Annotated in this window: 19 protein-coding genes and 1 pseudogene; 18 read left to right on the top strand and 2 right to left on the bottom strand. The window is 37.8% G+C overall.

The window, feature by feature from the left end; translation table 11 throughout:
• The first annotated feature begins 16 nt into the window (after positions 1-16).
• Together C9I86_RS06425 and C9I86_RS06420 are read left to right on the top strand one after the other, a co-directional pair.
• On the top strand, positions 17-1108 hold the full coding sequence (locus C9I86_RS06425) for a NapC/NirT family cytochrome c (protein ID WP_107275953.1): 1092 nt from the start codon (positions 17-19) through the stop codon (positions 1106-1108).
• Positions 1109-1121: 13 nt separating this feature from the next.
• Complete coding sequence (locus C9I86_RS06420) at positions 1122-3575, top strand: molybdopterin guanine dinucleotide-containing S/N-oxide reductase (RefSeq protein ID WP_080155465.1); 2454 nt, start codon at positions 1122-1124, stop codon at positions 3573-3575.
• A 612-nt stretch (positions 3576-4187) separates the two neighbouring features.
• Here C9I86_RS06420 and trpS read toward each other — a convergent pair.
• A complete protein-coding gene (gene trpS / locus C9I86_RS06410; protein ID WP_080155467.1) occupies positions 4188-5219 on the bottom strand; it encodes a tryptophan--tRNA ligase in 1032 nt (343 codons plus the stop codon).
• Between the two features lie 441 nt (positions 5220-5660).
• Complete coding sequence (locus tag C9I86_RS06405) at positions 5661-5882, bottom strand: GntR family transcriptional regulator (protein WP_107275951.1); 222 nt, start codon at positions 5880-5882, stop codon at positions 5661-5663.
• A 1040-nt stretch (positions 5883-6922) separates the two neighbouring features.
• On the opposite strand from C9I86_RS06405, the gene C9I86_RS06400 reads away from it, so the two are divergent.
• The 16 genes and pseudogenes from C9I86_RS06400 (at position 6923) to C9I86_RS06325 (ending at position 23903) form a co-directional block, all read left to right on the top strand.
• Complete coding sequence (locus C9I86_RS06400) at positions 6923-8386, top strand: MFS transporter (protein WP_107275950.1); 1464 nt, start codon at positions 6923-6925, stop codon at positions 8384-8386.
• A gap of 244 nt (positions 8387-8630) precedes the next feature.
• Positions 8631-10493, top strand: coding sequence for a potassium transporter Kup (locus C9I86_RS06395; RefSeq protein WP_107275949.1), 1863 nt, complete (start codon positions 8631-8633; stop codon positions 10491-10493).
• A 107-nt stretch (positions 10494-10600) separates the two neighbouring features.
• A complete protein-coding gene (locus tag C9I86_RS06390; RefSeq protein ID WP_080155471.1) occupies positions 10601-12067 on the top strand; it encodes an ATP-binding protein in 1467 nt (488 codons plus the stop codon).
• Complete coding sequence (locus C9I86_RS06385; protein ID WP_080155472.1) at positions 12060-12755, top strand: response regulator; 696 nt, start codon at positions 12060-12062, stop codon at positions 12753-12755. Before C9I86_RS06390 ends, C9I86_RS06385 begins: the two co-directional genes overlap by 8 nt.
• A 125-nt stretch (positions 12756-12880) precedes the next feature.
• A complete protein-coding gene (locus C9I86_RS06380) occupies positions 12881-13153 on the top strand; it encodes a hypothetical protein (protein WP_107275948.1) in 273 nt (90 codons plus the stop codon).
• 1 nt (position 13154) lies between these two features.
• Positions 13155-13262 (top strand): annotated as a pseudogene (locus tag C9I86_RS06375) (twin-arginine translocase TatA/TatE family subunit); the annotation flags it as partial.
• A gap of 214 nt (positions 13263-13476) precedes the next feature.
• Entirely contained in the window at positions 13477-13818 is a 342-nt protein-coding gene (locus C9I86_RS06370; RefSeq protein ID WP_107275946.1) for a hypothetical protein, read from the top strand.
• A gap of 261 nt (positions 13819-14079) precedes the next feature.
• The gene (locus C9I86_RS06365; protein WP_080155475.1) at positions 14080-15795 is read left to right on the top strand and encodes an NAD-dependent malic enzyme; all 1716 of its coding nucleotides are present in this window, start codon (positions 14080-14082) and stop codon (positions 15793-15795) included.
• Between the two features lie 369 nt (positions 15796-16164).
• A complete protein-coding gene (rbsD, locus tag C9I86_RS06360) occupies positions 16165-16584 on the top strand; it encodes a D-ribose pyranase (RefSeq protein ID WP_080155476.1) in 420 nt (139 codons plus the stop codon).
• 56 nt (positions 16585-16640) lie between these two features.
• The gene (gene rbsK / locus C9I86_RS06355; RefSeq protein WP_080155477.1) at positions 16641-17567 is read left to right on the top strand and encodes a ribokinase; all 927 of its coding nucleotides are present in this window, start codon (positions 16641-16643) and stop codon (positions 17565-17567) included.
• A gap of 54 nt (positions 17568-17621) precedes the next feature.
• Positions 17622-18944, top strand: a complete 1323-nt coding sequence (fucP, locus tag C9I86_RS06350; protein WP_107275945.1) for an L-fucose:H+ symporter permease — start codon at positions 17622-17624, stop codon at positions 18942-18944.
• Between the two features lie 53 nt (positions 18945-18997).
• The gene (locus tag C9I86_RS06345; RefSeq protein WP_107275944.1) at positions 18998-20014 is read left to right on the top strand and encodes an aldose 1-epimerase family protein; all 1017 of its coding nucleotides are present in this window, start codon (positions 18998-19000) and stop codon (positions 20012-20014) included.
• A 172-nt stretch (positions 20015-20186) separates the two neighbouring features.
• Positions 20187-21104 (top strand): ribokinase, encoded by a 918-nt coding sequence (rbsK, locus tag C9I86_RS06340; protein ID WP_107275943.1) that lies wholly within the window; start codon positions 20187-20189, stop codon positions 21102-21104.
• 32 nt (positions 21105-21136) lie between these two features.
• Positions 21137-22144 carry a substrate-binding domain-containing protein gene (locus C9I86_RS06335; protein WP_080155481.1) on the top strand — a complete coding sequence of 336 codons (1008 nt, stop codon included), beginning with the start codon at positions 21137-21139 and terminating at the stop codon, positions 22142-22144.
• Between the two features lie 214 nt (positions 22145-22358).
• Positions 22359-23306: an alpha/beta hydrolase gene (locus tag C9I86_RS06330; RefSeq protein WP_080155482.1), complete on the top strand. Its 948-nt coding sequence runs from the start codon at positions 22359-22361 to the stop codon at positions 23304-23306.
• Positions 23307-23606: 300 nt separating this feature from the next.
• The gene (locus C9I86_RS06325) at positions 23607-23903 is read left to right on the top strand and encodes a SemiSWEET transporter (RefSeq protein WP_080155483.1); all 297 of its coding nucleotides are present in this window, start codon (positions 23607-23609) and stop codon (positions 23901-23903) included.
• Positions 23904-23960 lie beyond the last annotated feature (57 nt).

Below are 23960 nucleotides of genomic sequence, written 5' to 3'. Positions count from 1 at the left end.
CTAAAGGATCATACTTATGAAAAAACGCTATATTGCTCTAATTGCTGTTATCGGCATTATTATTGGTTGGATAACCTTAGGGGGTACACAAGCTGTACTTCATGCAACCTCTAGCACTGAATTTTGTGTGTCGTGCCATACGATGCAAAAACCACTCGCTGAATATCAAGGTTCCGTTCACTTCAGTAATCAAAAAGGCATTCGTGCAGAATGTGCAGACTGTCATATTCCTAAAGATCCTATTGATTATTTAATTACCAAGGTTCGAGCTTCTAAAGACATCTATCATGAATTTGTTACCGGTAAAATTGATACAGATGCCAAATATGAAGATCATCGCTTAGCAATGGCTGAAACAGTATGGGGACAAATGCGTGAAAACGATTCAGCTACTTGTCGTTCTTGTCATAGTCTTGATGCGATGGAAACCTATGACCAATCAGCAAGTGCACAGAAAATGCATTTATATGGTAAAGAAAATAATCAAACCTGTATTGACTGTCATAAAGGTGTTGCCCACTTTGCACCGCAAGCTACGTTAGATACCTCCGCTTTTGATCACCTTTTTGACATGGCTAAAAATACTAAAGCAGACGCAGTAAAAGTTTATCCAATTGAAACCATTAAAATGGCTGATCTTGCGACGATTAATCCAACCGTTGAATTAACCACTGTCGCGCATAAAGATAACCAGCGTACGGTTATGGTTTCTGGTTACCAAATGAAAGGTGCAGAATCTGTTATCTACATGGGTGAGGGTCAACGTTCAATTATCGCGACCTTAACGGATGCGGGTATTAAAGCATTAAAATTGGGTGAGGCTAAAACTGACGCTTACGGTAATCAATGGCGTAGTGCTGAACTAACGGGCACAATTGATGCTCCTGTTCTTGCTTCTAATCAACCGTTATGGGATTACGCAGAAGAATTGGATAACGTTTACTGTGCAACTTGCCACGCTAAAATTCCAGCGAATCACTTCACTGTTAACTCTTGGGGCCCTGTTGCAAAAAGCATGGGTGCACGTACAGATATTTCTGAACTAAACCTTGAGATCTTAACTAAATTCTTCCAAAACCACGCGAAAGACGTGGCAACTCATCAATAAGGGAGTGGTGACTATGACAACTATTACTCGTCGCGGCTTTTTAAAAGGCGCAAGTGCATCTGCTGGTGCATTAGCGATCACCTCTATAGCTCCATTATCGGTTAATGCTACTACGCTTGGCCGTACTGATTCATTGGTGCTAACTGCTGGTCGTATGGGGCCTTTGCTTTGTGAAGTTAAAGATGGCCAATTGGTATCGACTAAAAATGGATTAGCACAAACAGTGCCCAACAGCTTGCAACAAACGGGGCCTTCTCAGGTTTATACTAAAGCACGTGTTAAGTACCCAATGGTGCGTAAAGGCTATTTAGCAAACCCAAGTGCTCCTCAAGGTGTACGCGGTAGCGATGAATTTGTGCAAGTATCATGGGATGAGGCTTATAAGCTGATCCATGAGCAACATATGCGTATTCGTAAAGCTTATGGCCCTGAGTCTATCTTTGCTGGTTCTTATGGCTGGCGTTCAAGTGGTGTCTTGCACAAAGCGCAAACATTACTTCAGCGTTATATGAGTATGTCGGGTGGTTATGCGGGTCACTTAGGCGACTATTCTACGGGTGCGGCTCAAGTTATTATGCCGCACGTTGTTGGCTCGATTGAAGTTTATGAACAACAAACTACTTACCCTGTAATTCTAGAAAACAGTAAAGTGGTTGTATTGTGGGGTTTGAATCCTATCAATACGTTAAAAATTGCATGGTCTTCAAGTGATGGTCAAGGTCTTGAATTTTTCCATCAACTTAAGAAATCAGGCAAAACTGTTATTATCATTGACCCAATGCGTTCAGAAACCGCTGAATTTTTTGGTGATAAAGCCCAATGGATTGCACCTAACCCGCAATCAGATGTGGCAATGATGATGGGTATTGCTTATCAGTTGATCAAAACACAACAACACGATACTGAATTCCTTGCTAAATACACCGTAGGCTTTGAGCAATTTGAAGCCTACCTCATGGGTAAAGAAGACGGCATCGAGAAAACACCACAATGGGCTGAAGCTATTTGTGGCGTTCCTGCAAAACAAATGGAGCTTCTGGCTAAAATTTTCAAAGAAAACCGCACTATGCTTATGGCTGGCTGGGGTATGCAACGCCAGCAACACGGTGAGCAACGTCATTGGATGCTAACGGTACTTGCTTCTATGCTTGGTCAAGTTGGCTTACCTGGCGGTGGTTTTGGTTATTCATACCATTATTCTAATGGTGGTAATCCAACCCGTGACGCTGGTGTATTACCTGCAATGTCACCATCTCTAGGAACAAGTTCTGCAGGTGGTAATGATTGGGCTGTTCAAGGTTCGGTTACAGCTTTCCCTGTCGCGCGTATTGTTGAGTGTTTGGAAAAGCCGGGTACAGAGTACCAACATAATGGCCATACTCTAACGTTCCCTGAATTAAAGATGATCTGGTGGGCGGGCGGTGCAAACTTTACTCATCACCAAGATACCAACCGGTTGATTAAAGCATGGCAAAAACCTGAATTGATCGTTATTTCAGAACCATACTGGACAGCGGCAGCTAAACACGCGGATATCGTGCTACCTATTACGACTTCATTTGAACGTAATGATCTGACGATGACAGGTGATTACTCTAATCAGCATCTTGTGCCGATGAAGCAAGTGGTTGAGCCACAAAACGAAGCGCGTAGTGATTTAGATGTATTTGCTGATATGGCAGAACACCTAAAGCCCGGCGGTCGAAATGTGTATATGGAAAATAAAACGGAGATGGAATGGCTGCGTGATTTCTATAAAACTGCTCAAAAAGGTGGCCGTAACGCACGTATTCCAATGATGAATTTCTCTAAGTTTTGGGAAGCGAATAAGCTTATTGAAATGAAGTGGAACGCGAAGAACGCTGAGTTTGTGCGGTTTGGTGATTTCCGTAAAGATCCCATCATGAACCCACTAGGCACACCAAGTGGTAAAATTGAGATCTTCTCTAAAACGATTGAAAGCTTTAAGTTAGATGATTGTCCTCCACACCCAGTATGGATGGAGCCAACCGAGTGGATGTTTAATTACAATGATGGTGAATTGCAGTTAATGACATCACACTCAGCACATCGCTTACATAGCCAATTTAACTATGCTGATCTTCGTAAACAATATGCGGTACAGAACCGTGAACCTATTACGATCCATCCGGAAGATGCAAAAGCTCGTGGTATTAAAGATGGCGACTTAGTGCGCGCCTACAACCAACGCGGCCAAGTTTTGGTTGGTGCTTTTGTTTCTGATGGTATTAAAAAAGGCAGCGTATGTATCCACGAAGGTGCATGGCCTGATTTAGATCCTAAGACGGGTATGTGTAAAAATGGTGGACCAAACGTATTAACGATGGATATTCCAACATCACGTTTAGGTAATGGTAACTGCGGTAACTCTGGTGTGGTCAAAATTGAAAAATTCACAGGTGTTGCTCCAACATTAACTGCTTTTACACCACCAAAAAACGGTTAAAAATATAAGACTAATTAAAAGGCTGAATATAAAATATTCAGCCTTTTTTATACCTAATGAAAAATAATGTAAAGATGAGTGAGTTATCCTAAAAAGTATTATTATATACTATTATAATTGAGTGGTTAATTATATTTAATTAATGGTGAATTCTTTTCGATATTACATATAACAATCTTATGGCTTAAGTTGAATGGATTTATTTAAGTGAGGTGGATTTATACGATGGATACTTTTCCTAAAGATTATATTCGCATGTTATTGGAAAGGTTTTTTTTTAAATTTATAATGGTATTTTTAATCTGAACGAGCCATACTTAATATATAATTTAATGACAAAAAATATATACATGTATAGCGCTCTGATTAGTATATTCATTATTAATATTTTATTGGGTTTTTTTTATTGGTTTAAAAGAATAAATGATAGCCAGTATGAACTATTAGGAATGGCTATTTTTCCTTATAGCTTCTTTATTATATTGGGTTTAAAAAAGATCAAATCATATATTGTTAATAATCGAGATCTATTAAAGTAGTATCATTCTTATTGATGAAGTTAAAATTTTATCAATAACCCTGCCTAATCAATAGGCAGGATTATAAAGAAAATTAAAACAAATTTAGACCAAAGGCTGTTTTAATATCGGTTAAGACTTGTTGCGTTTGTTGATTAGCATGTTCGGTTCCTGCTTTTAGGACTTCAATGAGATAATCTTGGTTATTTAAATAATCACTACGACGTTTGCGTATTGGCGATATTAGATCTTGTAAACATTGTTCTAAGATTTTCTTGGTTGTTCCATCACCTAAACCTCCTTGGCGATATTGCTGCTTTAACGTTTCAACATAAGCCCCATCTGGGTGGAAAGCATCAAGGTAAGTAAACACAATATTACCCTCAACGCAGCCAGGATCTTCAACACGGAGATGATTAGGATCGGTATACATTGATTTTACTGCTTGTGAAATCGTTTTACTATCAGCACCTAATGTGATGGTATTCCCCATTGATTTAGACATTTTATTTTTACCGTCAGTACTTGGTAAGCGAGCGACTTTGCTTAATAGCGGTTGACATTCCACTAAAATATTCTTACCTGCAATAGTATTTATTTTTCTAACAATTTCATTGGTTTGTTCAAGCATTGGTAATTGGTCATCACCAACAGGGATTAAGCTTGCACGAAATGCTGTAATATCAGCTGCTTGAGATATTGGGTAAGTTAAAAATCCAGCAGGAATAGAACGGCCGAAGGCTTTAGACTGAATTTCACTTTTAACGGTAGGGTTACGTTCTAAACGTGCAATCGAAACAATGTTGGAGTAATACATGGTTAATTCAGCGAGAGCAGGAATCGCTGATTGTAGACAAATAGTGGTAAGTTTAGGATCAATACCAACCGCTAAATAATCAGCGACAACATTAAGGATATTGTCTGCGACCTTTTGTGGATTATGGCCGTTGTCAGTAAGACCTTGCATATCTGCCACTAAAATATTTTGTTGATATTGATGTTGTAATTGAACGCGTTGTTGTAATGATCCAACGTAATGGCCAAGGTGAAGTTGACCTGTTGCACGGTCACCTGTAAGAATAATCGGTTGATGTTGATCTGGTGTGATGGATGCCTGAGTGTTCATATGTTTCTCCGAAAAAGTGTGGCCGGAGAGGTGAGGAAATACGGATAAGATTAGGCGTATTCATTTGCAACCTTCCGGCGACAAAATGAAATAGAAATAAAAAGATAACTCTATATCAGCGCCGCTCTATGAAGAGCGCCACCAAAAGAAAAGGGGTGAGATAGTACGTGTTATCTTTTTCATGCAATGAACGTATCAAAATAAAGCAAATGAAACAAGTGGTTTCACTTGATAAATAAATGATGTTTTTTATTGATTGTAAATCTAACTTATTTGGTTGTTGAACGTAATGAATGACTAACAACGGTTCTCTATATAAAGATATCGATATTTAGATATTTTTGTTATGGAGCAGACTGATAGTTGATGTTTATGACTTTATCGATGAGTTCTATTTATTTTAATGTGTCTGTTGGCATTCCTTTGCTCGTAGTTTTAGGATCACATTAAAAACCAGCCTCGGCGCTCTTTGCGGTAGATAATACCTTGAGATTCTAATTGTAATAGTGCCTGCTTTACCGTTAATCGGCTGGCATTAAAAATATCACTTAACTCTCGCTCTGATGGTAATCGTTTTGATTGGGTTGCAAATAAACCGCGATCAATTTGTTGAAGTATAGTGTCACAAATTATTAAGAGTTGTGATGGTTGTTGTCTACTCATTGTTGCCTTTGGTTATCATTGTTAATACGGTGCTTAATAACCAATAGCATAGCAATGGTATGTCATTATTGTGTCATTACAGTTGAGGTTATTTGTTGTACCAACGGAATAAATCTCGTATGAACACTATTATTTATTCTAAATAGAAGGTCTATTCATGCAGGTTATGCATTTATTTTTATTATTAATGTTATATATGTTTTTTTGCAATAGTGATAATACAAATAGCGGCACTATTAAATGACTATGAATACAATATTAGTATCGGCATGAGTTCATATGGCGAACAAGTAATAACGGCTATGGGGGCTAAATTTAGAGTTAATGAGAGTATCACTGTTGGATTAACATCTTATTATGATTCCAACATGATTTGGTGCGTCTGTCGATGCTAATAGGTCTTTAACTAACATCATTCTTCATCGTAATTATAAGAATTAATGGATAATTTGTTTTTAATTTTTTTCGATTAAAAACATTTAGTTACGATTAGCGTCTTTGAATAAGATATCCGCTAAAGTAATGGTTATTACTTATAATAATGGTTGCTAGGTGAGGTATTGTCTTTTCATTATAATTATATAAATAGATTGTATTTTTTATTAACAAAAAAGAGGGTTATTTTTACACTTGATGATTGTTTTTTTATCAATCAAAATGATAAATGAGAGGTTATTTAAATTAATTTGCATTAAAAAATAACAAATATTGCTTAATTATTAGTTAATGCACCCATAATAAATAGTATTTTATATTTTATTTTTGATCTTTACATATAAAATAAATCTAAATATTTGTATGAGAAAGCTATTTTCATTATTTTTTGTTTTTGTCTAACATAATGATTTAAAAGGTAAATACTGGTGTTTTTTAATTTGTTTTACCTTCGAAGAAGAAACAATTCAGCCCTTGGTGCATAATGACGATTAATTACACCTAGAAAATAAATTTCATTTTTGGTTGTGATATATGTTTATATACTGCCAACTTTAATACTGATATTCGTCTGAATTAAGACAATAAGCATTGTTGATTTTAACATGAATCAAAAAATAGAGATTCAACCGCAAAATACGATCCAGAGTTATATTGATGAAATATCAACAAGTAACTTAGTTACTAGTAAATATTCAATGTCAATGACACGTGTGCAATGGCGAATTTGGTTATTAGCAACATTTGGTAAGTTTTTTGAGGGTATGATCGTTTTTATGATGGGGTTAACCCTACCATTATTAACCCTACAATTTCATTTAACAGAGCTACAGAAAGGTATAATTAGTTCCTCGATTCTGTTTGGTATTTTAATTGGAGCAAGTGCTCTGGGTGGGCTATCTGATCTTTATGGACGTAAGAAAATGTTCATTATTGAGATGGCTTTACTCTCTATCTGCTTGATAGGTATGGCGACAAGTCACTCTTATTTAAGTCTTTTAGTATTTAACTTTGGCATTGGCTTGGCTTTAGGATGTGACTATCCTACGGCGCACTTAATGATATCTGAAAGTATTCCATCCAAAAACCGTGGTAAGTTGGTTTTGGGTGCGTTTGCGTTTCAGTCTATTGGTGTTTTGTTTGGTATTTTAACCGGTATTTTTGTATTGACGTATGTTAACGACATCAATGCATGGCGTTTAATGTATATTATTGCTTTGATTCCATCATTAGCGATTACGATTGCACGTTTCTTTATTCCTGAAAGTGCGCATTGGCTTTTGTCTAAAAATCGTAAAGCTGACGCTGAAACATCACTTAAGCGGTTATTACATCGTTCGCAACAGTCGTCAATGCCTATTGTAGATACACCGTGTGACGAGGTTGAATTAACCTCTTGGTTACATGGATACAAACGGTTATTTAAAGAAAAATATCGCGCCAAAACAATTTTGGCATCGGTCCCTTGGTTTATTCAAGATCTTGGTACCTATGGTATTGGTATTTTTACGCCAGTGATTCTTGCGTCAGTGCTTGATCCTCATAAAGCAACTGGGGGCGATGCACTACATAACACGATTGCTAATACAATTTATTTAGCAAAAGGTACTGCTGTTATTGACTGCTTGTTAATTGTTGGCGTTATCTGTGCGATTATTTTTTCTGAATCTGTTGGCCGCATGAAGCTTCAGATTTATGGTTTTATTGGTTGCGCTATTGGTTTGTTGTGTGCAGCAATTTCAGTGAAATTGCATGGTGATTATCAAATGTACATGTTGTTTTTAGGTTTTATGTTATTTAATTTCATGAATAATTTAGGTCCTAATGCACAAACCTATTTGATATCGGGTGAAGTTTTTCCAGTAAAAATCAGAGCCAAAGGGGCCGGTTTTGCTGCATCAATTGCTAAATTTGGTGCTATTTTAACGGCTTTCTTATTTCCGATTCTATTACATGGAATTGGTGTGTTTACGCTCTTATTGTGTTTAGTGGTCACGTCATTGCTTGGCGCATGGGTAACACATAAGTACAGTTTTGAAACATCAGGCAGAAATATTGAAAGTATGTAAACACTGATATCATCCTATTTATTTTAAAGCATCAGCCAATGGCTGGTGCTTTTTTTATATTTATACATTGCTGATGGTTACTACAAGCTGTATGAATAACCATCAATCTTTATGTTTTATTTATATTCTGTGCTTGAAAATATACCCTAACTTTATATTACCCTTGTTAATCTGCTCGCCTTATTAAATGAAACAAGGCTTTATGTATTGCTGTTATAAAAAGCATGCATATATGTAACATGTTATGCAAAATCAAAAACAGTCATTATTAGTACTTACGTGCTTATCTGTTGGGATTGTATATGGTGATATTGGTACTAGTCCATTATATGCATTTAAAGCGATGTTTAGTGGCTCACATGCGCTAATTATTGATTCAGCCAATGTGTTTGGTGTGCTATCGCTTGTCTTTTGGACGTTTGTTATTACTGTCTCTATCAAATATTTGGCTGTTGTTACGCGAGCGTCTAAGCGTGGTGAAGGGGGAGTGTTAACGTTAACGGCATTAGCACATAGTGCAGCCCCTGAGTATAGTAAAAAAATCATTATCTTTTTAGGCATGCTTGCCGCTGGTTTTTTCTTTGGTGAAGCCATCATTACACCTGCGATGTCGGTGCTCTCTGCGGTTGAGGGAATTACCGTTATTAATCATGATTTACAACCGCTGATCATTCCGATTGCCATTACTATTATCTGTGCTCTATTTGCGATTCAAAAATATGGCTCCGGCAGTATTGGACGTTTGTTTGCGCCTGTCATGCTGTTATGGTTTAGCTGTATAGGCATACTTGGATTTATCAGCATTGTTGCTCATCCTCAAATTCTATTAGCATTAAATCCATGGTATGCATTAACGTTTGTGATTAACCATGGTATCGAGACACTTTTTACTTTAGGTGTGGTCGTGCTGGCAGTTACTGGAGTTGAGGCGCTTTATGCTGATATGGGGCATTTTGGGATTAAGTCTATTCGTCTTGCTTGGTTTTTTATTGTGATGCCGTGTCTAGTGTTAAATTACTTTGGCCAAGGGGCATTAGTGCTGGCGAATGCGAGTACTGCTTCGAATCCTTTCTTTTTACTTGCGCCAACAATACTACGTCTACCGTTAATTATATTAGCGACGTTCGCAACAGTAATCGCTTCTCAAGCTGTGATTTCCGGGATTTATTCTTTGACTCGCCAAGCGGTACATTTAGGTTATTTGCCTCCAATGCGAATTTACCATACTTCGCATCAAGCACAGGGACAGATTTACGTACCATTAGCTAATTTATTATTGTTTATTCTTGTTATTACAGTGGTATTGGCCTTTGGTAGTTCTGAACGCTTAGCCGCAGGTTATGGTATTGCTGTAACTGCAACCATGTTGATTTCATCGATATTTACGTTAGTTGTTGCGCGTCATTTGTGGCAGTGGTCGCGGTTGATGACACTACAATATGGATTATTGATGCTGACTTATGATGCTTTATTATTTATAGCGACATCATTAAAGTTTATGGATGGCGGCTGGCTACCATTAACGATTGGTTCAATGGTGTTTATATTGATGGTGATTTGGTATTTAGAACGGCAACGGTTGGGATCACTTTTAAAACAGCCATTATCAGCAGAAGCAATGGTAAGTGAACTTGAGCAAAAGCCATGGACACGAGCTTCAGGAACGGCGGTTTATTTTTCACGAAATGAAGCTCAGGTTCCGTCATCATTAATCAATAATCTGAAATATAATGAGGTTTTACACCAACGGAATGTGTTATTAACATTTAAATATCCAGATCAACCACGAGTGCATCCTTTAAAACGGATGGAAGTGACACAGTTATCGGCAACTTTCTGGCAAATGATTGTCTATGTTGGGTATCAAGAATCACCGGATATTGAACAAATTTATACGGTTTCTCGTAGTAATGGTTTTACGTTACATTCGACGGATACATTATTTTTTATGTCATCAGAGCGAATAAAAGTAAAACCAACTTCATGGTGGCATGATACAAAAGCGCGGTTATTTATTTTGTTAAGTCGTAATGCGTTACGTACGTCAGAGCGATTACATGTACCGTCTGATAGATTGATTGAAATTGGTGTTCATGTGGAAATTTAGTTATGTAAAGAATAATAACGCTTATCTTTATAATTGATTAATAAAGATAAGCGTTTTGTTGTGTGTCATATAAGATTGAATTGAGATTGTGAAATAATGAGAAATAAATGAATAACGCGTTGTCATGGTTTGATGTAGCAAAAGCCAGTGTTTTATTATTATTGTATATATTAGTGACGTATTTTGGGGTCGCGTTTCGCGATGTTATTATTGAAACTGATACTGCAATGTTATTGCTATTATTAAATATTATCAGTGGTTTTTTGCTTCGAAAGCGAATGGCATATGTTATCACCGCGGCGAGTATTGTTGCTTTTCATTTCTTTGTGTTACCGGAACATAATTCATTTAAGTTTCAAAACTACCAACATATTATTACTTTTTCGGTGATGGCATTTAGTGGTGTGTTTGCAGTTCGAATAACACAGTCGCAGCAACAAAAAATACGAGAAAATAAAATTTTACGTGCTGAGCTGAACAGTAATTATAATTTAGCCTCTGTACTTGCGGCATTAAATGAAAGTCATGCTATTGCTAAGGCATCGATTATTCATCTCGAACAGCATTTACATATGCGGGCTCAGATATGGTTATTCTCACCGCAACTACACTGCTTAACCACACATGAAAAGATCAGTGACATATTCTATCAACCTTTAGTTGAACGTTTTATAAGCCGTCAACAACAACACGTTGAATATATTTCTCCTACCTTGAGTCTACATCCATTAGATGATCAATCTGGCATGTTTGGTGTGTTAGTGATTGAGTCATTATCAGAGCAAGTCTTTAATCCTATTTTGAGTACATTGATCAGTTTGTCGCTAGCCAGATCAGAAGCAAATGCGGCGTTAACTGTAGCGAAAGAAGCCACACAGTTAGAGCAAATGCGCAATACATTACTCGCGGCGGTATCTCATGATTTAAAAACCCCATTAGGGGCTATCATTGGTTCTGCTACGACATTAAGCGATACAACATTGCATTTACCCCAACAAACCCAACACGAGCTTTTACAATCGATCGCAGAAGAGGGTTATAGCTTAAATCGCAGTTTAACTAAGCTGCTTGATATTAGTCGTTATAGTATTAAAACATTAATCCCTAAGTGTGACTGGGTGGAGCCTGAAGAAGTGATTGGTAGTGCAATTAAGCGTGTTGAACAGGTCATCAAATCACATTCTATTAAATTAAGTGGCGATACTATTTTAGTCTCACTTGATTACACCTTAATTGAGCAGATTATTGCTAATCTTATTGAAAATGCGGCAAAATATAGCCCTGCTGGAAGTATAATTGATATTAAAACCGATTATCGGCGAGGGCATTTTATTATTGAAATTGCGGATCGTGGGTGTGGTGTTGCTCCTGTAGATCGACTACGTATTTTTGAACGCTTTTATCGCTCCGAGCAAGTCAAAGTAAAAGGGACAGGTTTAGGCTTGGCTATTTGTCAGTTAATTGTTGCCGCTCATAATGGCGAGATTAGCGTATTATCACGATCGGGTGGTGGTAGCCTCTTTGTGGTTAAAATTCCTTGTGAAAAATATGAGTTAACGGATATTTATGAGTAATGATAGTAAGATTTTAATCATTGAAGATGAAGCACCTATTCGTCGATTTCTTGATATTTTAACCACAGGACATGGTTATCAGGTTAAAACGGTTGAGACAGCGCAGGAAGGTCTGAAACAAATCACGACTTGGAATCCACATCTACTATTATTAGATCTTGGGTTGCCAGACGCTGATGGGCTCGACTTTACTAAAGAATTGCGTTTATGGACTGAAATACCGATCATTGTTATTTCTGCCCGTGATAAAGAAGCGGATAAAGTACTCGCTTTAGATGCTGGTGCGAATGATTATTTAACTAAGCCATTTGGTAGTGAAGAGTTACTGGCGCGAATACGAGTTGCATTGCGAATGAACGCCACTATGAGTGCTGAGGATGTGATTCAATATCAGTTTGGTGACGTTATCTTGAATGTTGCCATGCAAACGGTGACACGGTTTGATGAATCAATTAAGTTAACGCCCAAGGAATATAAGATACTAACCTTGTTAGCTAAGAACATGGGTAAGGTGTTAACCCATAAGCAAATACTAAAAGAAGTGTGGGGCGGTAATTATACTGAACATGCGCATTATGTTCGAATTCATATAGCGCAATTACGCCATAAAATAGAAGCGTCACCCGCGCAACCACAATATATCATTACTGAAAATGGGGTCGGTTATCGCCTTATTAATGATGATTAAGTGGGTTAAATAACACTAACAGTATTTTATTTATAAAAATTTTATATTTACCCTAATAATCCTTACATAAACATTAGATTAAAATTTATACCATCAAATTAGCCCGACTAATTGAGGATAATAATGTGTTTATTGAAGTGAAAATTGCTCTTGCTGTGGTTTTTTTTGTATGGATGTTAACCCGTAGTCTTTACAACAAAGCGACGTGGTTACAATTGACCATTGTTGGTTTACAGATATTTTCAGTGCTACTTTTACTTGAATTATCTATTACCCATTATTTCCCTGAATTTATGGAAGCTAAATGGTTGATTGGTATCTTTTTTGCCGCTGTTTTTGTTATTGCTGCTGCTAAAGAACGTTACCTATCTAAAAATGAACAACAAGAGATTAATTAAAATGAGTGAAATTAGTATTGGTAAGTTACTGATCGTTGCTGTGATTTTTATTTTATTGTTTGGTACTAAGAAGTTGCGTACATGGGGCAGTGATTTAGGTTGCGCAGTAGCGACGTAACGCTCTTAATTTTACCAGCTTGACCTTCCCCTCGATGTAACCTTTATGATGCAACTCAAGCATCGTTAATAGTGAATAGAGGTCAAGATGAGCTGTTGTAATAAAGCCCCCAAAGGCGGGGCAAGCTTGGGGTTATTATTGAAGTTTATTGCTGCGATTTTTGTATTGTTGTTAATTGCATCTTATTGGCAATAAGGTCAAACGAATGAAACCTTCAATAGTTATACAGCCTCATCATCGTTGTTGTTATATCATAGGCTCCAATGCGAGTATTGAAGCGATGTTAGCCATATTGAAGGCCAACCAATATATTCGATCTGCGAAAGTGAGTTCATCACATAAATTGCAGTTGATTTATGATTTTAGATATATTGAATTTCAGCAAATATTGACCATTATCAGCACTGTTGGTGTTAATTATAAGAATGGCTTTTTTCAGCGGTTAAAATATCAACTTTATAGTGATGCCGATCTACAGGCACGTGATAATCTAAAAATTACGCCTTTTTGTTGTGATAAAGTCGCGATTAGGCGCGAAAATCTTTAATACTGAATAAAAGTAATCATCGTGATTGATCAACAAATTCAAGTGATATCTTATTGATTAGTTTCTTTGTATAACAAACATATCATTTTCACGTTTTTTAACTATCAATATGGTTAAAAATGCGGCTGTTCACATTTTTATAAAGTGGTTGGATATACACTTAATTTTATATTATGGCTTTATCATTACGAATAACAGTCGTTATGGTTATCTGTGATCATAAAGTGTGTGGGCTATTGTTGTTATACACGGAGATAGAATATGACTATCGGTAAGTACCTCAGATGGAAAGATTCGCAAGGGAAAGTGTTTCGTCCTGTGTCATTAACGGGCACCGAGTTACTCAATGATCGCACTTTAAATAAAAGTACGGCTTTTACTCAAGAAGAGCGCGATGCTTTTCAATTGACGGGATTATTACCCCCGCGAGTACAAACGTTTGATGATCAACTTAACCGTGTCTATGACGGCTTTAGCAGTGCTTCCACTGATATTGAAAAATACCTCTTTTTACGCTCACTTCAAGATCGTAATGAAACCCTTTTTTATGCGTTACTCTCACGTCATGTAGAAGAAATGACTCCCATCATTTATACCCCAACGGTAGGTAAAGCTTGCCAAGAATTTAGCCATCGCTATCAAAAAGCGCGTGGGCTATATATTACCGAAGAAAACGTAAGTGCAATGGGTGAGATGTCTCGTCATTTTATGGGCAAAGATATCAAAATTATTGTTGTAACTGATAGCCAAGGTATTTTAGGTATTGGCGATCAGGGGGTTGGCGGTATGGGGATCCCGATTGGTAAGTTATCACTTTATACTTTAGGGGCAGGGATCCACCCCGCACATTGTTTACCGATAGTATTAGATGTCGGTACTGATAACCAAGAGTTGCTTGATGATCCTATGTATTTGGGTATTTCACGTAAACGTCTTCGTGGTGATGCCTATAAACGCTTTATTAAAACATTCGTACAACAAGTTAAACGGCATTTTCCAAAAGCAGTCTTGCAATGGGAAGATTTTAGTAAAGCCAATGCGTTTGATAATCTGAGTGATTATGAAGATAGCTTGCCGTCGTTTAATGATGATATTCAAGGTACGGGCTCAGTTGTATTAGCGGGTATTTTAGGGGCATGTAAGATAAAGCAAGAGCGCTTAGTGGATCAAACTTATGTGATCTATGGAGCTGGCGCTGGTGGCGTGGGGGTTGCTGATCAGATTTATGCTGGGCTACTAAAAGAAGGCTGTACTCATCATTCTGCGCGAGCGAAAATTTTTATTCTCGACTCTCAAGGTGTGGTGTTTGATGATCGTGATGGTCTAGATGATTATAAACGTCGCTATGCTAAATCACGTTCAATTTCTGCTGGGTGGCATGCCGCTGAGTTGGGTAAAATAAGTTTAACCGAGCTTATTAATAATCATCCCGTCACGGTATTATTAGGTGCAAGTGGTATTGGTGGCGCGTTTATGGCGGAACATATTCAAAAGATGATGGAATACACACCACGACCGATTATATTCCCACTCTCTAATCCTACTGCTAATTGTGAGGCTATCCCTGAAGCGATTTATCATTGGAGTGATGGACAAGCCATTGTCGCAACGGGGAGCCCGTTCTCTGATGTTGAATATAATGGCCATCAATACCGTATTGGACAAGGCAATAATGTATTTATTTTCCCTGGGGTCGGATTAGCGTCGATTGTGTCGCAAACGGAAAAAATCACTCAAGATATGTTTACTACGGCATCTTATGCACTTGCTGAGTGTGTGAGTGATGAAGATATTGCCAGAGGTTGTATTTACCCTCGTATTAGTGCGTTGAAAGCAGTGTCTGTTCATGTGGCTCATTCAATTTTAACTCAGATGCAAGCAACGGATGCTTGTTGCCATTTACGAGATAAAGATTTGAAGCAAGCATTATCTGAGCATATGTGGGAACCGGTATACTTACCTTATCGACGCGTATAAGCACGTTATTTTATAAAATATTCAGATAAAGAAAGCCATATTCATGATTGGATATGGCTTTTTTATTTTATAAATCATTATATTAGTGTTTTTATGTTATTTGGGGCTTATCCGTTGTTATATCTCATGGCTTTATTATTTTATCGAAACGTTTCGATGGTGAAACTGTGAGCCAAATAGATATTTTGGGTCTTTTATTTGCGTTGAAAGCGATCATTCTCACACCTTATCTATTTCGCACTGGTGAAATTACTGAGGCCGTTTATTATTCACATCGAAACGTTTCGATGTGTTTTTCTGTCACTTAAAAATATCAATTCTAAGACAGAAAATTTGAGCGGTATAACGTGTAACGAGAAGGTCTACCAAATGAAAAAAACGACGCTAATTAATGCAGAGCTTTCATACCTTGTGGCAACACTAGGACACACAGATGAAATTACTATTTGTGATGCAGGCTTACCGATACCTCAACATGTAAAACGCATCGATCTTGCGTTAACTCATGGCGTACCAAGTTTTCTTGATACAGTGAAAGTAATGTTATCTGAATCACAAATTGAAGGGGTTATTATGGCCGCTGAGTTTGCTGAAATCAGTCCTGAACATCATCAAGCATTGTTAGCTATTTTAGATCAAGAAAGTACAACAACAGCTAAGCCGATTCATATTTCATATTTATCTCATGAGGAATTTAAGCAACGTACAGCGCAAAGCCGTGCGGTTGTGAGAACAGGAGAATATACACCGTATGCCAATGTTATTTTCCAAACCGGTGTCGTTTTTTAAATTATTGGGGCAGTGATCCTCGTTTATTTGTTTAACGTAACTAGAAGATATTTGATATGAAAAAGATAGCGGTTATTGGTTCGACCAATGTTGATTTAATTACTTATGGTGATCGTGTTGCTAAATGTGGTGAAACACTTGAAGCCGCCGCTTTTGCTATTGGTAATGGTGGTAAAGGTGCTAACCAAGCGGTTGCTGCGGCTAAATTGGGCGCACAAGTATTAATGGTATCAAAAGTGGGTGATGACCAATTTGCAGCAATGAGCTTAGCAAATTATCGCAGCCAACACATAGATACAAAATTTGTGACGAGTGTGAGTGGTGTTAGCACCGGCGTTGCGCCTATTTTTGTTAATACAACCACATCACAAAATTCTATTTTAATTGTAAAAGGGGCAAACAATTACCTGACTCCGGCAGATATCGATAGCGCAGAGACGGAATTAAAAACTGTCGATATGATTGTATTGCAACTAGAAGTACCTCTAGAAACGGTTTATTACGCAATTGATTTTGGTCAAAAACACAACATCACTGTTTTACTTAATCCCGCGCCAGCCATTCCTGAATTATCTCTAGAATATGTTTGTAAATGTGATTTTTTTGTACCGAATGAAACTGAACTTGAAATATTAACGGGTAAACCGGTTTCAACGATTGAAGAGATCAATCAAGCCGCGAATATGTTATTTGAACATGGTTTAAAGAATTTGATTGTGACGATGGGATCGCGAGGTTCACTGTGGATATCTAAGACGGGTGAGTATCTTGCTAAACCAATTAACGTGAATGCGGTTGATACATCAGGTGCAGGAGACGCGTTTATCGGTTGTTTTTCACATTTCTTTACTCAAACAGGGGATGTGACATCAGCATTGGAAAAGGCATCTATTTTTGCGGGGCTTTCCGTTACCGAAAAAGGGACGCAGTCCTCTTATCCTTCGATTGAAAGATTTAACGCTTATCAAGCAAACGAAATCTAAAACCAAGAAAAATCATGCTCTTTGATTAGAGTGATTATTTATGGAAGATAAATTATGTTTATTAAGAATAATACAATTCAACATGCTGATGGTTTTTTAAATAGAACACCGATATTCCAATTTTTATTATTATCATCAGTTTTTGCGCTTTGGTCTGCGGCGGCTGCTCTGAACGATGTATTGATTACGCAATTTAAATCAATTTTTGATCTGTCTAATTTTGCTTCCGCACTAGTACAGTCAGCGTTTTATGGCGCTTACTTTTTAGTGGCTATTCCAGCCTCGATGGTTGTGAAAAAAACCTCTTATAAATTAGCGATTTTATTAGGTTTAGCATTGTATATTTTTGGCTGTTTGATGTTCTTCCCTGCATCTCATGCCGGTACATATACCATGTTCTTAGCCGCAATTTTTTGTATTGCGATTGGACTATCGTTCCTTGAAACATCATGTAATACCTACTCTGCAATGATTGGTGAGCCTGAGCGTGCAACATTACGTTTAAACGTTTCTCATACGATCAATGCGATGGGCTACATTATTGGTTTATTACTGGGTAAACATTTAATTTTCCAAGAAGGTGTTGATGTTGGTCATATGATGGCAACGTTAACTGGTCCTGAACTTGAAGCATTTAAATACCAAGTATTACAACAAACATTAGAACCGTACAAATGGCTAGTCGGTGTGATAGCAACTATCGCTATCTTAATTGCGATTACTGAATACCCTAACTGTAAAGCAACGACAGACAGTAAAGATAATCAGCCATCGTTTGGTGAGACATTGTCTTACTTAATGGGCAATAAACGTTTCTTTAAAGGTATTGCGACTCAGTTTGCTTATGTTGGTATGCAGGTAGCAGTATGGTCATTCACCATTCGTTTGGCGTTAGAGTTAGATCATAATATGGTTGAGCATGATGCGGCTAACTACTTATTGTATGCCTTCATTATGTACTTCTTAGGTAAGTTATTAGCAAACTACTTATTCACTAAAACGGCACAAGAAAATGTATTAATGGGCTACTCAGCAATCGGCTTTCTTTGCTTGATGTATGTCACCTTTATTCCTAATTTCAGCGCTGTTTGGGTTGCAGTGGGTACGTCAGCCTTGTTTGCACCTTGCTGGGCTACAATTTTTGCTTCTACCTTACAATCTGTTGATACACGTTACACAGAAACAGCGGGTGGTTTTGTGGTGATGTCTATTATCGGTGGTGCGGCTATTCCTGTGATTCAAGGTCTACTTGCCGATAATATTGGCCTACAGTCTTCTTTCATTGTAAGTGCATTGTGTTTTGCTGTGGTATTTGTTTACTTCATGAATGAGAAGAAATACAAACAACAATTCAATTTTGTGGCTGCTAAAGCGTAATGTTCTGTTATGACCATTCAATCATGGGTGGTCAGTTTTTGGAGGAATTAAATATGTTTACCTTACCGTTATATAAAGAAAATTTCACGAAACAGAGAACCTTGATCGCTCAGTCTGAACATTTTGAGATCCATAGCTTTCTATATAATTCAGGTGTGCATGCTGTTGAAATTAAAAATGCAAAAGGGCATTTAGTCGTATTACCGTTTATGGGACAGATGATTTGGGATGCCCAGTTTTTGAATACTGATTTGTGCATGAAAAATATGTTCTCTGAACCAAAGTTTGCCAAAACAGTCGTTGAAACTTATGGGTGTTTTGCTTTTCATGCTGGCATGATTCGTATGGGGTGCCCATCGCCACAAGATGATCATGTATTACATGGCGAAATGCCTTGCGCAACAATGGATACTGCGTGGTTAGAAATTGATAATGATAGTGTTGTTATCAAAGGCTCTTATGAATATGTAATGGGATTTGGTGATCACTATTTAGCGACGCCTTCAGTGCAGTTGAATAAAGATGCCAGCCTTTTTGATATTAACATGGCGGTGAAAAACCTTGCCTCTGTGAATATGCCGTTGCAGTATATGTGTCACATTAACGCCACATATGTTGAAAATGCAGTGATGACGCAGAATATTCCAGACAGTGCTTTAATGTTACGTGAAAGTGTACCTGCGCACGTACAACCGACATCACAGTGGTTGGCATATAACGAAGGTTTGAAAACATCAGCACCGATTTCAATATTAGATCAACCAGAAATGCATGATCCTGAAGTGGTGTATTGCATGGATGATATTGCTCGTTATGTTGATAAAGCCGTATTTAAGATGCAGATTGATGCTGATAAGTACCTGCAAACTGAGTTTGATACCCACGACTTTAATTGTGCGACGCGATGGTTATTGTGCAGTGGTGATCAACAAGTTGCGGCATTTGCATTGCCTGCAACGTGTCGACCTGAAGGTTTCTTAGCCGCTAAAGAGAAGGGTACTTTGATTTATCTTCAACCGAATGAAGAGCGTTGTTTTAGCGTACGTACGGGTATTTGCCAATCGTTCTAAATCGTTATCAATGAGAGTTTACTCTCTCCTAAATGTTATTTAACGATGATAGGAGAGAGTAAAATGGATGCTTTTGATTTTTTATTTTAATAGTTTATTTAACTAAAAATTAAAATCATCCATTTTTGTTATGTTCTACTAGAAAGGCTCATAAAGAGTCGAGGAAAATCCTATGAATAAGTTAGTGGTATTAGGTAGTGTTAACGCTGACCATGTTCTGCAAGTCCCTTCTTTCCCACGCCCAGGCGAGACGCTTCACGGTCGTAATTATCAAGTTATTCCTGGGGGAAAAGGGGCTAACCAAGCGGTGGCTGCTGCGCGTTTACATGCAGATATCGGCTTTATTGCTTGTGTAGGAGATGATTCATTTGGAATCAATATTCGTGAAAACTTCCGCATGGATGGCATTGATATTACGGCCGTAAAAATGGAGCCGAATTGCCCCACTGGTATTGCGATGATTCAAGTATCTGATTGTGGTGAGAACAGTATTTGTCTTTCTGCTGAAGCGAACGCAAAGTTAACAGCTAGTGCGATTGAAGCTGATTTAGATCGTATTCGTGATGCTGATTATTTATTGATGCAATTAGAAACGCCGTTATGTGGCATTGAAAAAGCGGCGCAAGTTGCTAAAGACGCAAATACTATTGTGATCTTAAATCCGGCACCAGCGCGCGTATTGTCTGATGAATTATTAGCATGTGTGGATATGATCACCCCCAATGAAACCGAAGCTGAAGTGTTGACTGGGGTAACGGTTATTGATGCTGAAAGTGCACAACAAGCGGCGAATATTCTGCATGCAAAGGGAATTAAAACGGTAATGATTACCCTTGGCGCTAAAGGTGTATGGCTAAGTCAGGATGGACGTGGAGATATTATTGCAGGCTTTAACGTTGAAGTGACTGATACAACGGCGGCGGGTGATACGTTTAACGGTGCATTCGTGACTGGTTTGTTAGATGGTTTAGCTTTAGAATCAGCAATCAAATTTGCTCATGCGGCGGCGGCTATTTCCGTGACGCGTTTTGGTGCTCAAACATCAATTCCAACCCGTAAAGAGGTTGAAGATTTTCTTGCACAGCAATAAATAAACGTAATTATTCACCAAGGATCAACAACATGGCTACGATGAAAGATATCGCAAAATTAGCTGGGGTTTCTACATCCACGGTGAGCCATGTTATTAATAAAACCCGCTTTGTCAGTGATGAAATATCAGAGCGGGTTAATAACGCGGCAAAAGAACTGCATTATAACGGGCCATCAGTGTTGGCGCGTAGTTTTAAAGTTAATCGCACTAAAACATTTGGCATGTTGGTGACAACATCAACTAATCCATTTTTTGGTGAAGTCGTCAAAGGTGTTGAGCGTAGTTGTTATCAAAATGGGTATAGCCTTATTTTGTGTAATACTGAAGGTGATCACCAACGGATGCGTGAATCTATCAATACCTTATTACAAAAGCGGGTTGATGGGTTGATCTTAATGTGTTCATCATTAGAAGGTGAACGTATTGATGTCTTTGAACAATATCCTGATATTCCCGTTGTAGTCATGGATTGGGGACCGATGTTGTTTACTAGCGACAAGATTCAAGATAATTCTCTACGGGGCGGCTATATGGCAACCCAATATTTGATTGAATCAGGTCATGTTGATATTGGCTGTATAACCGGACCATTGATTAGACATCAAGCTCAAATGCGTTATGAAGGTTATAAACGAGCGATGAATGAGGCGGGTTTAACCTTTCATGCTGAGTGGATCATTGAATCCGATTTTGAATGTGAAGGTGGCTATGATGCCTTTATGAAAATGAAGCAACATGGTGTGCTACCAAGTGCTATTTTTGTCTCTAATGACATGATGGCATTAGGGGTGATGAATGCGGCTAATGAGTGTGATATTCGTGTTCCTGATGATTTATCTGTGATTGGTTATGATGACATTCATATTGCTAAATTTATGTCGCCAGCGTTGACGACTATTCACCAACCAAAGTATCGCTTAGGGCAGGCCGCGGTTGAAACCTTATTAACCCGTTTAGATCATCAGGCAAGTGCAACACAAGTGATTCAAATTGAGCCTACATTAGTGACTCGAAATAGTGTCAAGATAGTTAATTAGAATAAGTAATAGCTTCGACTTTATCAAGCTAATAATAAGTGAGTAGATTACCGTTAGATGATAAGTTTCCCCGCTTGTCATCTTTTTTTTTATCTTACATAGCATGATGTTATCTCAATAGATTATAATTTAACTATCGCTATTTTTTTAGATAGCGCTGAGATTTAAAATAGCATACTCAATAAGCGGTACTTTGAGAGAGGCGAGATAATCTATGCGCAAAGTAGATGATTCACTTGCAGTCTGGTTACAGGCGTTTAATCATGAATTAGCCGCTACAATGATTGCGGGTGTTGAATTTAGTACGATCAATGTACGAGCAGGGCTAGCGACCATAACTCGAACATACATTACTGAGATACCACATATAGATATGGTCGTTGATGACATTATTGAACATGTTCCTATTCGTGTTTACCACCCTCAACCTCAAGTAGCCTTACCTGTATTGGTGTATTTACATGGTGGTGGACATGTTGCGGGCAGCCTTGATGTTTATGACCCTATTTGCCGTAAATTAGCCTTAGCTTGCCAGTATATTATTGTGGCGATTGACTATCGTCTAGCTCCCGAATATCCCTATCCCGCTGCGATTAATGATGTGCGATTGTGCTTACAACATCTTTTTTCACGACTTAATAATATGGCGGTTAATTATATTCCCTACCTTGCTATTGGCGGTGATTCTGCTGGTGGCGCTCTGGCGGCAACCGTGTGTGCTATCGTACAAAATGACGAGGTACACATTAGTAAACAAGTGCTTATATATCCTAGCCTTGATTATACATTGTCTTCACCTTCGGTGATGATGAATGGTAATGATTATTTTCTTCAGATAAATAAAGTGCGATGGTATTTCGATCAATACTTTCAAAATAACCAAAATCGATACTCGGCATCACCATTATGGCTACCAGTATGTGCGAATTTCCCTGAAACATTAGTGATTACGACTGAGTTTTGTCCGTTACGGGATGAAGGCATTACTTATTATAATAAATTACGTCAGCAAGGTATTGAGGCGCAACATTATCATGTATCTGATATGGTACATGCGTTTTTAAATTTAGAAAATGTGGTACCACAGCATTGTCGGCAATTGTATACCGTCATGGGGCAATTTCTAACAGCAGAGAGAGGCATGATAAAAAGCCGTAAATAAATGAATTAATTACGGCTTAGTGGTTGGGTAATAGTTGCTTCATTATTCAAATATTGACTCTAGTAATAAATATAAACCGCGTAGTAAATCCATCTAACACCTTCCATAGTTTGGCTATATTTCATCATTTTCTTCTTATCCAGAATAGTGTGATTGCGAAGTAAGTCAATGGCTGTTGCTGTAAAAAAGTGCATATTGTGAATCTTAATCACGATTTGTTATTAATGAGTAATAACGGGTGTTTTAAACTGTATTTTTTGAATACTATTAGGTTATCAATAAAATACATAAGGATAGCCAATGATTCCTCGTCTTAAACGTTTAGCAAGCGCATTTGAACCGTTTATGTTGTTAATGGGTATCGTAGGGCCTTTAGCAACATTACCGCAGTTGTTTAAGTTGTTCTTTTCTCATACAGAACACGCATTGGGATTATCATTAACCACATGGGTACTTTATGCCCTGTTAGCAGCATTATGGGCTGTATATGGCTTTGTTCATAAAAACCCCCCGATTTGGGTTGGGAATAGCTTGGGGTTTTTAATGGATATGGCAATGGTGATTGGTATCTTTTGGCATACTGGCGGCACGTTTTAAGGCTATGTACGATTGTTGTATGTAGTTTGTTTACCAATGGTCATTGCTTTCATTCTT

It is taken from the genome of Photobacterium sp. NCIMB 13483 (assembly GCF_003025475.1).
In the GTDB taxonomy this organism is placed as follows: domain Bacteria; phylum Pseudomonadota; class Gammaproteobacteria; order Enterobacterales; family Vibrionaceae; genus Photobacterium; species Photobacterium piscicola.
This window is presented reverse-complemented; position numbering and strand designations above follow the sequence as displayed.